Raw genomic sequence first — 12930 nt, 5'->3', positions numbered from 1 at the left:
CTTTCAAGAAACACAGGGAACAGCGAACAGGGAACAGGGAATAGGAAAGAAGGTGTTTGTTTTATTCATAACGGGTAGCGATACGCCTAGCAGCGTCTGCGCTTTGCGCAATCGCCGTCCGTGGGGTGCTCTTAAGAAGAACAAATAGGTCAGAACGCAAAACGGGCTACGCCCCGCTGCGCTAACAGAATACATCCTGATAAATAAATTGACAAGTTTGAGTGAAAGCTTCCTAGTTTTAGCCGAAAAAATCAAATCGTCCCCGCCACATGGCGGGGACGACTTAACTATCTAACGCTGATATCGCTGATATATTAGATGATTATTACAAAGCGTTACCGCGAGGAAGAACTTCCTCAGGGAAGACAAATTTTTCGTGAGGTTGATCGGCAGGAGCCATCCAAGCGCGGATACCCTCGTTGAGCAAAATGTTCTTGGTATAGAAAGTTTCAAACTCTGGGTCTTCTGCCGCGCGCAATTCTTGCGACACGAAGTCGTAAGCCCGCAGGTTGAGTGCTAAACCTACAATTCCAACTGCGCTCATCCACAAGCCTGTGACGGGCACAAACAGCATGAAGAAGTGCAACCAACGCTTGTTGGAGAAAGCAATTCCAAATATCTGTGACCAGAATCTGTTTGCTGTCACCATTGAGTAAGTTTCTTCAGATTGCGTAGGAGTGAACGCGGGGAACGTGTTTGACCCTTCACCGTCTTCAAACAAGGTGTTTTCTACTGTTGCACCGTGGATAGCACAAAGCAGCGCTCCACCTAGTACTCCAGCTACTCCCATCATGTGGAAGGGGTTAAGTGTCCAGTTATGGAATCCTTGCAAGAACAGCAGGAAGCGGAAGATTGCTGCCACACCGAAGCTGGGTGCAAAGAACCAACTTGATTGTCCCAAGGGGTACATCAAGAACACACTCACGAACACTGCGATTGGAGCAGAGAATGCGATCGCATTGTAAGGACGAATTCCCACCAACCGAGCGATCTCAAATTGCCGCAGCATGAAACCAATCAGCGCAAATGCTCCGTGCAGTGCTACGAATGGCCATAACCCTCCCAGTTGGAACCAACGGGTCAGGTCGCCTTGTGCTTCTGGTCCCCACAATAGTAATAACGAGTGTCCCATTGCGTCTGCTGGGGTCGATACTGCGACTGTCAGGAAGTTACATCCTTCTAAGTAGGATGATGCTATCCCGTGGGTGTACCAAGAGGTGACAAAAGTTGTACCGGTTAGCCAGCCGCCTAATGCTAGGAAGGCGCAGGGGAACAGTAGTATTCCTGACCAACCTACGAATACGAAACGGTCTCGCTTTAACCAGTCGTCGAGAACATCAAACCACCCCCGTTTTGACGGGGCGCGTCCTACTGCAATGGTCATTACAACGAATCTCCAAAATCTTATTATTGCGGGTTTCCTCTGCCGACTCCAGGATAGACATTTGACTGCCTGCCTAGAACAGAGAATTTATTGAGTTGTCAATTGCCGTTTACAATTATTTACCAACTCTAATCCAATTGTATATAAAGTTCTCAGATTTTTCTAGTGTGTTTTTCATTTCCTTAATCTAATTTTAATTTTTCCGGTTGGCGACCTCCTCAAACTCCCTCCACGCAAGCTAACGTTAAAATGAGTCCTGCACCTTAATTTCATTGAAGCGAAATGTTTAGTATCGACTTAACCGTAAAGAACACAGCTTTCCCCATATCCATAGAGCGTAAAACCTCTGAGGATGCTGAGGCAGTTTATCAGATGATTGTGGGTGCTATGCAAACTGGCAGCCCTGATATTGTGGAACTCAAAAGCGAAGGAAAGACAGAAAAGAAAATAGCTGTCCGTGCTAGTGAGATTTCTGGAGTTCAGCTGACTCAGAGAGAAGGCGGGGCTGCTGCTGGTGGTAGACCACCTGGTTTCTTCGCTATAGCAGCTGAGTAATTAACTCGTATACACACATGGTGGAACTGGGCATAGGAGTTAAGGATTTAAATTTTAGCTGGTTATCCGGAGAGAATGTGATTAAGTCTTGCTCTCTGGAAGTACCCAAGGGTGAATTTTGGATGCTCTTGGGTACAAATGGGAGTGGCAAATCCACCTTACTCAGACTCATAGCAGGGCTATTAACCCCTGAGTCTGGGGAAATTCAACTTTCACATCCTGTGGGCTTTGTCTTCCAAAATCCGGATCATCAACTCGTCATGCCAACAGTTGGTGCTGATGTGGCTTTTGGGCTAGTGGAAGAAAAACTCCCACCTGCTGCTGTGAGAACTCGCGTTCAGGAGGCGCTCGAAGCAGTGAATTTACTTTCACTGCAAAAACGTCCTATTTATGCTTTGAGTGGTGGACAAAAACAACGAGTGGCGATCGCTGGCGCTTTAGCCCGTCGCTGTGAAGTCCTATTGTTAGATGAACCCACCGCTTTACTTGATCCAGATAGCCAATTGGAACTCGTAGCTAGTGTCCGCCGCCTAGTCAAAAATCGTGGTATCACAGCTCTGTGGGTTACTCATCGCTTAGACGAGTTAAATTACTGTGACGGCGCTTTGCTACTAGAAAAAGGTTGTTTATTGGATCATGGAGAACCACAGCGCCTCAAACGACGGCTGATGGAATTGCACGACAAAACTCCTGAAACTTAAGGATACAAGGGTATAGGGGAAATCTCGTTTGCCTTGCAGGCCCTATGGGCATACTTTGCATCGATTTTTCTCTATACCCCCATATACATTTTTCGTTTTGTAACATAGTGTTACAACCCATGCTTCAATTACTATGAATCTTATGATGAATGAATTTTGTTAACTTTAGAAAATTGTGATCCAAAATCATGCTCTCTTCCTTACCCCGAGCCGTTTTGCTTGTGGACGGCTACAACATCATAGGCACTTGGTCTTGCTTGAAAATAACCCGTGACACTGCTGGATTAGAGGCAGCCCGTTACGAATTAATCGAAGCTTTGATTGGCTACAGTGCGTTTCAAGGTTATGAGACTCAAGTCGTATTCGACGCTCAATATCAAAACAGCTGTAGCAGCAGACAAATTATCACAGAGCTTCTATCGGTTCATTATACAGAGTTTGCGCAGACAGCAGACACTTACATCGAAAAAGTCTGTGCATCTTTACGCTCCTCACTAGCCCAATCTCTTATTTCTCGCATGATTGTTGCTACATCAGATCGAGCACAACAGTTGATGGTACAAGGGTACGGGGCTGAATGGATGTCAGCACAGCAACTGTGTTATCAGGTAGAAGCCACTGTTTGTCGTGTGCGGCAAAAATCTAAGGTACGAAAACATTCTAACACAAGGTTCTTAGCTAATTCTATCGACGCCAAGGCACGTCAACGTTTAGCTCAGATGCGTATGGGACTATAAAACATTCACGCGTCTCATTATTATATGCCCTTCCTTGCCCGCTGCGCGTTCGCTTTGCCTTTGCGCTTTGTCCTGATCTCCACAGGACACGCACAAAGCGAACGGAACTTACAAAGACAGCTTCCTTGTGGAGGAGATACGGCACCTGTTAAATGTGAACGCACCCTACAATTTAAGGTTTACTTTATAAATCATCTGTGAGTTTTGAGTTTTGAGAGCCAGTACCTGTGTTTTTAACTTTCTCCTGCTGGTTGAGAGGAACTGTGAACGGCAAAGGCTTGCAAATACTACTGTTTCGCGTCTACCAAAAAAAATCCAAAAAATTTTCCAAAAGTACTTGCCAAATCCTTATTTAACGACTATTATTATTATTCAGAGCGTTCCTCAGTAGCTCAGTGGTAGAGCGATCGACTGTTAATCGATTGGTCGCAGGTTCGAATCCCGCCTGGGGAGTTAAAAAAGATAAATAAAGTTCTAGCGAATTTCCTACATAAAACTGTCGTTTTTTGGCGTTGCTGAATCAGGGTATGAATTGTCATTCTGAGCGTAACGAAGTGAAGCGTTCGCGAAGCGTGCGCCTTTGGCGCTTAGAATCCTGGTAGATGCTAGCTTGCGGGAAGCCATTTCGTGTCTGCATTTCGCTGAGTCCCAAGGGGACACGCTGCGCGTTCGCCCTTGGCGTGCACTTTGCGCTTACGCTGCATTCAGCATGACAAAACTAGATTCATACTTAAAATCAGTAACGCCCGTTTTTTTGGCAATTAGTTGCAGTTAAACAAGCGGACTTATCACTTCTCCAGTTAGAAACAATTCTGCCTGAAATTCTTCTTTGAGAGCAGCTTAGAGCAAATATTATAATTGCAATTCTAGGTCGCTACAAATATGACATGCCATTTTAACAACAGAGAAAGCACGATTCCCCGTTGTCTGAAAACCAATTTTAGTCATCCTCTAGACTTGCCAGTAGCTTAAGTAGCAGCAAATAAAGTTGCTCCTGTTCCTGCTCATTTAAACCAGAAAGCAACTGGCGCTCATTCTCCACATGTTGCGGAATCAACTCATTGATGAGGTCATATCCCTTCTGAGTCAGACGCACTAACCAACACCGTCGATCATTTGTAGCATCATACCGCTCGACTAAACCCCGTGCTTCCAAACGATCAACGCGATTGGTGATGGAAGCTGGTGTGACTAGGACAAATTGAGCTAATTGAGAAAGGGTCATCCCCTCAGGTGGCGAAGAACGGCGCAGTGTTGCGAGGACTCCAAACGTTGCCGTATTCAAGTCATACCGGGCAAAGAGCTTTTCAGTCGCCTTTTCGAGTTCTAGGGCTGAACGAAGCACTGCCAGCACTCGCACCATCGGGCGTGGGTCGATTTCCGGTCGCGTCACTTGCCAGTCGAGCGCTACTTGTCTAATCCTATCTGCTTTGTTCATCTTTAACTTTGTGAGTTGCCTACGACTGAGTGACCAAGAACTGTTAAACCGCCCAAAAACAACACTCTAGCAACTTAAGACCATGAGTAGAGCGGCGAGTTCAACCATTAATATTTTAGCCCTAAATATTACTTTATGTGTATTTTAGACCATAAATAGTTTAACGTCTAAATATCTATTACTATAATTTAAGAGTCAATAGTAGCTATTCTTGAAGAGGCTATATTCCATGACCCAGAAGCAAACCGTCAATGGGATTGTTGAATCCGTGCTATATGTCGAAGACTTGCCACACTCAGTTGAGTTCTATAAAGACCTATTCGGATTTGAGAAAGAGATCATGGATGAAATGATCTGTGTGCTCCGGGTGCCCAACCGACAAGCCCTCATCCTGTTCCCCAAGAGCATCGCTCAAGAGCCTGGGAGGACAACATCTCCCGTCGGTACGGTAGAAGGGGTGATTCCTCCTCATGGTGGAAGTGGTCGCTTGCACGTGGCGTTCTCAATTGCAGCATCCGAGCTAGAGTTTTGGGAAGAACGACTGGCTTCCCGAGGTATCGCCATCGACAGCAAGGTTCATTGGAAACAGGGTGGCTGGAGCCTGTATTTCCGAGATCCGGATGAACACCTCCTTGAATTGATCACTCCAGGTCTGTGGACATTCTATTGATGCTGACAAAGCGCAAAACCCAACTAAGGAACGCGGGTGTTGCGTTGAACGAAGTGAAACTTAAGCTACAGTAATCCACTTCGCGCTCCAGCATCCGTTGCTACTCCCAGGCGGTTTAGAACGCGAATGCTACCCACGCCCCGTCCTCAAAAAATTTTGGCAATACAATGGTATTGGATGTATGTATGGATGAGCTAATTGGAGAATCAAAACTTGCTTTCGACGACATAGGAGCAGGCGAACCTGCCTTACTCTTGTTTCCAGGATGGTGCGCTGACCGGGGGATTTTGGCAGCACTTGCCGAAATCGAAAGCAAAAAGCGAAGAGTTATCAATGTTGATTTACTGGGACATAACGAATCACGACGCCCAGAGGGAGACTTTGGCAGTGAAGATATGATCCGTGAAACTATTAAGCTTGTAGATTCACTTAACATAAATGAATTCGTCACAGTCTCAGTCGCACACGCTGGATGGATAGCGATTGAACTAAGGCGTAGGTTGGTTAATCGCGTTCCAAAGATGGTCTTTCTGGAGTGGATCATTATTGAGCCGCCTGAGATATTCTTTGAGACCTTGGATAAGATACAAAAGCCCGATCAATGGCAAAGTGCGCGTGACGCACTATTCATCGGTTGGTCGGTAGGTGATCCTAACCTCGCCAAACCCTTCCATGAGTTTATGACAAATTACGATTTCGACATGTGGTCGCGCGCGGGTCGAGAAATAAGCAGGTCATACAGAGAATTTGGCAGTGCTTTGCGTTTTCTTGAGACGCTTGCTCCGGCTCCAACAGTGCTCAATATTTACTCACCAACGCAAATGAAGAGCCTTTATTCCCTACTGGATGACACCAAATATCTTGAAGCACAACAAGTTTTTGCAAACAAACACCACTGGTATCACATTTATAGATCGAGTTCGAGGAGCCATCTGCCTTCTGTCGAAGTTACGCAGGAAGTCGCAGACGCAATTGAATACTTTCTTTGTGGTTCTGCATCATAACTTTCGCCCGCGAATAGGAAGGAACCTGAAACCTACGTGTAGCAACCTGCAATAAAGGCGTTTAGGCTAGTTGCAATTAATCCTGGTTGAAGTGGATGATTGCAGATCGCTGCAATTAATCAGCCCAGTGCTTAGCGCGTTCAACTGCTTTTTGCCAAGTTGTAAAGTTTTCCAAAGCGTGATTTCTGCCCACACCAGGTAAAAACACGCGCTCAATTCGTCGTTGCTGCACGAGTAAGTGATCATTATCCCAAAATCCAGCAGCAAGACCTGCTGCAAACGCGATACCTTGGACTGTCATTTCGCGTATCGCTGGACGTTCAACTGGTATCCCTAACACATCTGCTTGGAACTGCATGAGGAAGTTATTCTCACAGGCACCACCGTCCACACTCAGTCGTTCGATGGGAATAGTGTTGGATCCTTGAATTGCCTGTACAACTTCCTGAACTTGGTAAGCCAATGCCTCCAGTACTGCACGTACCAAATGCTCGCGCTGTACCATTGCAGTAATTCCAAAAAAGGCTCCCCTAGCACTCATATCCCAATGAGGCGCACCCAGTCCACTAAATGCGGGCACAAAGTAAACTCCGCCGTTATCTGTGACTTGATTTGCGAGTGCTTCAGTCTCAGCGGCAGTTGTGATTAGAGTAATGCGATCGCGTAGCCATTTGATGCAAGCCCCACTCGTGAATATGCTACCTTCCAATGCATAGCCCACATCCAAAGTTCCGTTTGTGTTTGCTTGAGTCCATGCCAAAGTACTCAAAAGTTGATGTTGTGAACGCACGATTTGAGAACCAGTGTGAGCGACTAAAAAGCTCCCAGTACCATAAGTACATTTCATCAATCCGGGAGAATGACAGCCATGTCCAAACAAAGCAGCTTGTTGATCTCCCAAAATGGCAGTGATGGGAATTTCAACGCCTAACAAGCTAGCATCAGTCACTCCAAAAGTTCCCAAGCTAGGCTGAATTTGGGGCAGGATATGACGAGGTATCTTAAACAGAGTCAGCAGTGTTTCATCCCACTCACACCTTGCCAAATTCATCAGCATGGTACGGCTGGCGTTGCTGTGATCAGTGGCGTGAACTTTTCCACCCGTTAGGTTCCACAGCACCCAGGTATCAATCGTTCCAGCTAAAATATTTGTGAGGTCAACGCCTGGAAAATGCTCTAACAGCCATGACAGCTTTGTGGCTGAAAAATAGGCATCAACAATGAGTCCTGTGCGATCTGAAATCTCCTGCGCATATCCTTGCTCTTGTAACTGATGGCATAAAGGAGCAGTGCGGCGATCTTGCCAGACGATCGCCCTATGGAGAGGTTGACCAGTTGTTTTATCCCAAATTAAGCAAGTTTCCCGCTGTACTGTTAGTCCAACAGCGATAATTTCATCAGGAGCAATCTGGGCATTTTTAATCGCAGTTTGCATCACCCAGCAAGTTGCCTGCCAAATTTCTAATGGATCATGTTCCAACCATCCAGGCTGAGGATAGTACTGTGTTAGTTCCTGATATGCCTGACCAACAATCTTACCATCTGCGTTAAACAAAAAGGCACGGTTACCTGTTGTACCCAAATCCAATGCCAGGATGTAGCCCGATTTTTGCATATAAATTGAGAGATATTGTTGTGTTAATAACTTTAACTCACAAGCAATAACAAAGCTCCAAGGCATTATGCACATGGAGCTTTTGTATCAATTTTGTATCAATATTGAATGGCGCGATCGCCGGTATATGCCCAGAGGGGTTTCCTTCAAGAAACCCCTCTCCCCAAAATCTCCGATTTGGGGCAACCAAGCGAAGCTTGTTTGGGGCATAGGGCGCGCTATGCGATCACCTATCTTGCCTAACCGTTTTTACTTTTTACCTTGTTGGTGTTGTTGTGGGCGTAGGTGAACCTGTGGGTGTAGGCCCACCAGTATAAGGTGTCGTTGAACCAGGTGTAGGCGAGCTTGTAGGTGTTGCTGTGGTAGGTTTACTGGTTGTTCCTCTGGTACCTGGTTTATTAGTTGTTCCTGTGGTAGGTTTTTTGGCAGGAGTTTTTTTGCCTCCTGTGGTGCGAGGTTTAGCTGTACCTGTTGGTGTGGGGGTGGCTGTACCTGTCGGTGTAGGGGTGGTTGTAGTTGCGGGCATTTGTGCCTGGACTAATGATGGAAATGTAGCTACTGGTGCAGCAAGTGCCATACCAAAAACTAGGGAGGCTGCAATGGTTTTAAGAAGCTTACTCATCTTAACTAATCACTCCTCTTAACATTAAAGTAAGTACTTCTCCCTGATTTTATATCTGATGTTGTCATAAGAAACTAGTGTTATGATATCTTTTCAAGGTAATCTAGTTAACTGGTGGGTATTGAGATATTCACTCTTTTTTCTACTTTTTCACGCTCGACAAGTTGAGATAAAAACTACTTAAAACACATGCATTACGCAGTTTTATAAAATAAGGTAAAAATTCCTAAAAATCAGTATATGAAGAGTTATGTCACCTAAAATAAAAAATAGAAAACCTCCTATAAAGGAACTTTCAGACTCAATCACTACTCCAAGTAAACTATATTAGTAAAAAAGAAAAGTGATAAAAAATACATTTTTTGGAGCAAATTATCAAAGATTTCTCCAATTTATAGATATTTGTGAAGTCAAAATAAAACTCTACACAGTGACTTTTTTATATACTTTAGAGTTAAGTGTATTTTCATCTTTCACGTAAAATGGCGAACCACAGTTCATCCACCCAAGAGTTTTTGAACCACAAACTTTTGACAAAATCTCCTTGATAGGAATTTAAATTCAAAGATATCACGTAGTTCTTGGGACAAAAAATAAATAAAAGCCGTCCAGGAAGGACGGGGATTTCATACCGTTTCACTTTAAAGTTGATACATATGAGTAAGCAGGGGAAGTTGCGGAAGTTGCGGAAGTTGGGAGAGTGAAATATATCAGGATTTTGGTGAAAGAGCATCACCCACTTTTTTGGTAAGCTACTAACGTTATATGGGCGCAGCACCAGCCGAAATATTTAATTGCTTATCAATACTTTTACCAAAAAAAGAGGTAGTCTAACTTTTGCCAAAACAGCCATAGACTTGCCTATGCTTAATTATTAGGCAAAACCTAAAATCCTGACCCAGACATACAGGACAGTCAAAATTACTTCCACAAAAACCATACAGGATTTTATTGACTCAGTTTTTTGCCGGATGGGAAAAATAAATCTGTATTAAGTAGGTAGGTAAGAATAAACCGAACTATGTTAAGAAATGTGAAAACTCTGAAACTCTTACAATGACTAATGACTGCCTTAACTAGTTAACTTTATTTGTACCGACCTACTTATCTGAATTTTTTCTATATCAAGCCTCCTTAATTGGCGAAGGTATTGCTTATAAATCATTTTTACCTTGGGAAATCCGTTCAATGATTTTACTTGTTGAACGATTTTCTAAAAAGGGCAAGAATTCAATCGCTCCACCGTAGTTTTCTACTACGGGTGTTTCTGGTAAAGTTTCTTTCGTATAGTCGCCGCCTTTGACGTAGATATTGGGGCGCAGCTTGCTAATAAGGTAACTGGGGCTATCTTCTTCAAAAGGAATGAGATAATCAACACAAGCTAGTGCAGCCAGAACCTGCATCCTATCTTCTAACGGGTTTATGGGACGAGTTGATCCCTTGAGACGGCGAATGCTGTTGTCGGAGTTAACACCAATAATCAGAATGTCGCCTAATGCTTTGGCGCGTTGAAGATAGGAGACGTGTCCTGCGTGAAGTATATCAAAACAACCATTAGTGAAAACTATCTTACCTCCTGCGATGCGATGGGAGGAGACAAGGACAATGAGTTGGTCTAAATCACAAATATGTTTGTAAGAGGTAGGGAGTGGACAGGGAGAGAGAGAGTGAGGTAGGGAGGGAGTCATAATTTCTTTAGTCTAATGATTCGTTATTCTCAGATACTTTAGTGATATCTGGACTGATGTGGCAAGTCTGCGATGACACTTGAAACAAAAAAAATAGAGTGCGCACTTTGTGAACGCACTCTACTTGAGATCAAAAAAATGAACTACGTATGAAATATTACAGTAACCAGAGGCACAAACGCCAGCAGGTAACTATTCCAAGATTGTAATTGAACTTCTGGAACTGGTTCTGGCTGTGCTAACAGGGCTTCTATCCTCTGTTCTAAACGATCTACGTGACTAGAACCCAATGCAGCACAGCAAATTTCTGAGGATATAGGCGGGCTGCTAACCACCAACAAAAGTGATTCTGCAAGCAGTAAAGGATCTACCTGTGAAGCAGCGTGTGCATCAGCGCGTAGTTCGCGCAAGGCTAACAACTCTTGCCACAAAGCTTCTGTGTTTGGTAACCACGCGGTACAGGAACGTACCCAACCCAGCCAGAAAAACCAGAATGTATCCCGGTAATGGTAATGTCCTTGTTCGTGTGCTAAGACAGTTTCCAATTGTTCTGGTGAGAGAGTGTGCAGCAGTCCTTGGCTGAGGACAAGTTCGGGTTGCCAAAATCCAATTTGACCGGCAAACGGTACCCCTGTATCTAGAACTCTTACTTGTCTACCTGCAACATCAACCAGGGAACAGTTGCGAGCGGATTTCACAGACTGCCATCCTCCCCATGCTAGTTTTATGCATAAAATTGCACAAAAAGCAAGACTAATAAATGCTAGAACATAGCTCAACCAACCTGTCTGTAACCCGCTCATTTGACCTTGGGGTCCCATGCAAATGACGGCGATCGCCGTCATGAAAATGAGCAACGGTGGAAAGAAAAACAAAAATAGGGCATATTGCCATCGTTTATTCCAAGTTGCTTGGGGTTGTGTCCATTGGCATCTTATCCAATAAACAACGATTATTGCAGCCACAATCATTATTAGATGCATTATTGTTCCTCCCTGGCTTGGCGTGCGGCTTGAATGCGTTTGGCGATCGCCTGTATTTGCTCAGAAGCAGTTTCATCCAAACTATCTGCAAAAGCAGCAATAACATCGGGGTTTCCCACCGCCAAAAATCGCTGTAACTGTTCGTGCGCTCTAATAACGTCTGCTTGCTGCTTTGTCACCAATGGCTGCCAATAGTATGCTCGTGCTTTTTTTATACAGGCTAGCCACCCTTTATCGGTGAGGCGACGCAGTACGGTAGTCACAGATGTATAAGCGAGTTCTCGGTTGGGGTCAGTTAGAATTCGGTCGTGCACATCTTTAACTGTACCTGAACCGAGTTCCCAGATGATATTCAAAATCTCTGATTCTAACGGACCAACAGACAGTTGTTTCGGGCGATAATTGGGTAAAGGTGCCATATCGATTTGGGATTTGGGGTTTTGGATTGGAGATTGTCAATAGTTAGTTGTTCTCAAAAGCACCACTAACTACTACTAGTCACCATATCAGCAGGAATAGCCTCAGTTTGCTAGTAGAGGGCAATTTGAACGCCAAACACAGTTTTTGTAAATTTGTTGTTAATTTCAGATTACCGTTGATTTGCCAACAGATGAAGACTGGTGTGTTGATAACAGCAGTGAGAATCAACTTCATTACTCTGATTCTTGCATAAACTATCACTACGGTGGTTGACGCTTGTTACGGAGAAATATTATTTTCGGCAGTAGTATTCAATCAGGTGTACTCAAGGCGTGAAGCTATTCATTTTCCACACTCCGGAATTAACTCCAACAGATAAAGTGCCAGAATGCGCGATCGCAGTCGATGTACTGCGAGCTACGACAACAATGGCGACTGTTTTGGCAGCTGGAGGTGAAGCTGTCCAAGTGTTCAGTGATTTGGATCAACTTTTAGCAGTTAGCGAAAAATGGTCCAGTGAAAAACGCCTACGAGCAGGAGAACGTGGCGGGTCAAAAGTTCCTGGCTTTGATTTGGGTAATTCTCCTCTCGATTGTACCCCAGAAGTTGTACAAGGACGGCGCTTGTTCATCAGTACCACTAATGGCACCCGTGCTTTACAAAGAATACAGGATGCAAAAGCAGTACTTGCAGCTGCTTTTGTCAACCGTGCAGCAGTGGTGCAATATCTGTTGGAAAAGCAACCAGAAACAGTTTGGATAGTCGGTTCAGGTTGGGAAGGCAGTTTTTCTCTAGAAGATACGGCTTGTGCAGGTGCGATCGCTCACAGTGTTGTACAGCAGACCAAATTGTCACAAGATGAACTGGCGGGTAACGATGAAGTGATTAGCGCGATCGCTCTTTACTCTCAATGGCAAGACAACTTGTTGCAACTTCTTCATCTTGCAAGTCACGGCAAACGTCTGTTGCGCCTGAATTGTGATGAAGACCTGAAATATTGTTCTCAGACTGATATTTTAGATGTCTTGCCCATACAACAGGAACAAGGAGTTTTAGTTAGTAAAAAGTAAAATCAATAACCAAGCAATTCTTTTTGACTTCTACAATTTGTCC

General features: G+C 44.4%; 13 protein-coding genes and 1 tRNA gene. 7 read left to right on the top strand and 7 right to left on the bottom strand.

The genetic code is table 11. From position 1 onward, the window contains the following. Positions 1-325 precede the first annotated feature (325 nt). Positions 326-1384 (bottom strand): photosystem II D2 protein (photosystem q(a) protein), encoded by a 1059-nt coding sequence (psbD, locus tag DP114_RS17860; RefSeq protein ID WP_169264508.1) that lies wholly within the window; start codon positions 1382-1384, stop codon positions 326-328. A gap of 282 nt (positions 1385-1666) precedes the next feature. Between psbD and DP114_RS17855 the strand changes: the two genes are divergently transcribed. From DP114_RS17855 to DP114_RS17840, 4 genes are all read left to right on the top strand, one after another. After that, positions 1667-1939 (top strand): hypothetical protein, encoded by a 273-nt coding sequence (locus DP114_RS17855; RefSeq protein ID WP_169267159.1) that lies wholly within the window; start codon positions 1667-1669, stop codon positions 1937-1939. 17 nt (positions 1940-1956) lie between these two features. Beyond that, complete coding sequence (locus tag DP114_RS17850) at positions 1957-2640, top strand: ABC transporter ATP-binding protein (protein ID WP_171976721.1); 684 nt, start codon at positions 1957-1959, stop codon at positions 2638-2640. Positions 2641-2828: 188 nt separating this feature from the next. After that, positions 2829-3377, top strand: a complete 549-nt coding sequence (locus tag DP114_RS17845) for an NYN domain-containing protein (protein WP_169267157.1) — start codon at positions 2829-2831, stop codon at positions 3375-3377. A gap of 381 nt (positions 3378-3758) precedes the next feature. Beyond that, positions 3759-3830 (top strand) — tRNA-Asn (locus DP114_RS17840). Positions 3831-4317: 487 nt separating this feature from the next. On the opposite strand, the gene DP114_RS17835 is transcribed toward DP114_RS17840, so the two are convergent. Continuing rightward, the gene (locus tag DP114_RS17835; RefSeq protein ID WP_171976720.1) at positions 4318-4815 is read right to left on the bottom strand and encodes a MarR family transcriptional regulator; all 498 of its coding nucleotides are present in this window, start codon (positions 4813-4815) and stop codon (positions 4318-4320) included. A gap of 229 nt (positions 4816-5044) precedes the next feature. On the opposite strand from DP114_RS17835, the gene DP114_RS17830 reads away from it, so the two are divergent. Together DP114_RS17830 and DP114_RS17825 are read left to right on the top strand one after the other, a co-directional pair. Next, positions 5045-5485: a VOC family protein gene (locus DP114_RS17830; protein ID WP_171976719.1), complete on the top strand. Its 441-nt coding sequence runs from the start codon at positions 5045-5047 to the stop codon at positions 5483-5485. A 185-nt stretch (positions 5486-5670) separates the two neighbouring features. Beyond that, the gene (locus DP114_RS17825) at positions 5671-6489 is read left to right on the top strand and encodes an alpha/beta fold hydrolase (protein WP_171976718.1); all 819 of its coding nucleotides are present in this window, start codon (positions 5671-5673) and stop codon (positions 6487-6489) included. 115 nt (positions 6490-6604) lie between these two features. Here DP114_RS17825 and glpK read toward each other — a convergent pair whose 3' ends face one another. From glpK to DP114_RS17800, 5 genes are all read right to left on the bottom strand, one after another. Then, complete coding sequence (gene glpK / locus DP114_RS17820) at positions 6605-8104, bottom strand: glycerol kinase GlpK (protein ID WP_171978228.1); 1500 nt, start codon at positions 8102-8104, stop codon at positions 6605-6607. Positions 8105-8360: 256 nt separating this feature from the next. After that, positions 8361-8726 carry a hypothetical protein gene (locus DP114_RS17815; protein WP_171976717.1) on the bottom strand — a complete coding sequence of 122 codons (366 nt, stop codon included), beginning with the start codon at positions 8724-8726 and terminating at the stop codon, positions 8361-8363. A gap of 1154 nt (positions 8727-9880) precedes the next feature. After that, on the bottom strand, positions 9881-10414 hold the full coding sequence (rfaE2, locus tag DP114_RS17810; protein ID WP_169267151.1) for a D-glycero-beta-D-manno-heptose 1-phosphate adenylyltransferase: 534 nt from the start codon (positions 10412-10414) through the stop codon (positions 9881-9883). A gap of 143 nt (positions 10415-10557) precedes the next feature. Continuing rightward, positions 10558-11397 carry a M56 family metallopeptidase gene (locus tag DP114_RS17805; protein WP_169267150.1) on the bottom strand — a complete coding sequence of 280 codons (840 nt, stop codon included), beginning with the start codon at positions 11395-11397 and terminating at the stop codon, positions 10558-10560. Further along, positions 11397-11816, bottom strand: coding sequence for a BlaI/MecI/CopY family transcriptional regulator (locus tag DP114_RS17800; protein WP_169267149.1), 420 nt, complete (start codon positions 11814-11816; stop codon positions 11397-11399). The genes DP114_RS17805 and DP114_RS17800 overlap by 1 nt, the downstream gene beginning before the upstream one ends. A gap of 333 nt (positions 11817-12149) precedes the next feature. Here DP114_RS17800 and DP114_RS17795 point away from each other — a divergent pair, with 333 nt between their 5' ends. Beyond that, positions 12150-12887, top strand: a complete 738-nt coding sequence (locus DP114_RS17795; RefSeq protein WP_171976716.1) for a 2-phosphosulfolactate phosphatase family protein — start codon at positions 12150-12152, stop codon at positions 12885-12887. Positions 12888-12930: the final 43 nt, after the last annotated feature.

Source organism: Brasilonema sennae CENA114, assembly GCF_006968745.1.
Classification (GTDB): Bacteria; Cyanobacteriota; Cyanobacteriia; order Cyanobacteriales; family Nostocaceae; genus Brasilonema; species Brasilonema sennae.
The sequence above is the reverse complement of the archived record's forward strand: the minus strand, read 5'-3'. Positions and strand labels throughout refer to the sequence as shown.

Excerpts from the sequence above, each read along its gene's own strand:
- psbD (WP_169264508.1), bottom strand. The coding sequence starts at position 1,384 with ATGACCATTGCAGTAGGACGCGCCCCGTCAAAACGGGGGTGGTTTGAT.
- DP114_RS17855 (WP_169267159.1), top strand. The coding sequence starts at position 1,667 with ATGTTTAGTATCGACTTAACCGTAAAGAACACAGCTTTCCCCATATCC.
- DP114_RS17850 (WP_171976721.1), top strand. The coding sequence starts at position 1,957 with ATGGTGGAACTGGGCATAGGAGTTAAGGATTTAAATTTTAGCTGGTTA.
- DP114_RS17845 (WP_169267157.1), top strand. The coding sequence starts at position 2,829 with ATGCTCTCTTCCTTACCCCGAGCCGTTTTGCTTGTGGACGGCTACAAC.
- DP114_RS17835 (WP_171976720.1), bottom strand. The coding sequence starts at position 4,815 with ATGAACAAAGCAGATAGGATTAGACAAGTAGCGCTCGACTGGCAAGTG.
- DP114_RS17830 (WP_171976719.1), top strand. The coding sequence starts at position 5,045 with ATGACCCAGAAGCAAACCGTCAATGGGATTGTTGAATCCGTGCTATAT.
- DP114_RS17825 (WP_171976718.1), top strand. The coding sequence starts at position 5,671 with ATGGATGAGCTAATTGGAGAATCAAAACTTGCTTTCGACGACATAGGA.
- glpK (WP_171978228.1), bottom strand. The coding sequence starts at position 8,104 with ATGCAAAAATCGGGCTACATCCTGGCATTGGATTTGGGTACAACAGGT.
- DP114_RS17815 (WP_171976717.1), bottom strand. The coding sequence starts at position 8,726 with ATGAGTAAGCTTCTTAAAACCATTGCAGCCTCCCTAGTTTTTGGTATG.
- rfaE2 (WP_169267151.1), bottom strand. The coding sequence starts at position 10,414 with ATGACTCCCTCCCTACCTCACTCTCTCTCTCCCTGTCCACTCCCTACC.
- DP114_RS17805 (WP_169267150.1), bottom strand. The coding sequence starts at position 11,397 with ATGCATCTAATAATGATTGTGGCTGCAATAATCGTTGTTTATTGGATA.
- DP114_RS17800 (WP_169267149.1), bottom strand. The coding sequence starts at position 11,816 with ATGGCACCTTTACCCAATTATCGCCCGAAACAACTGTCTGTTGGTCCG.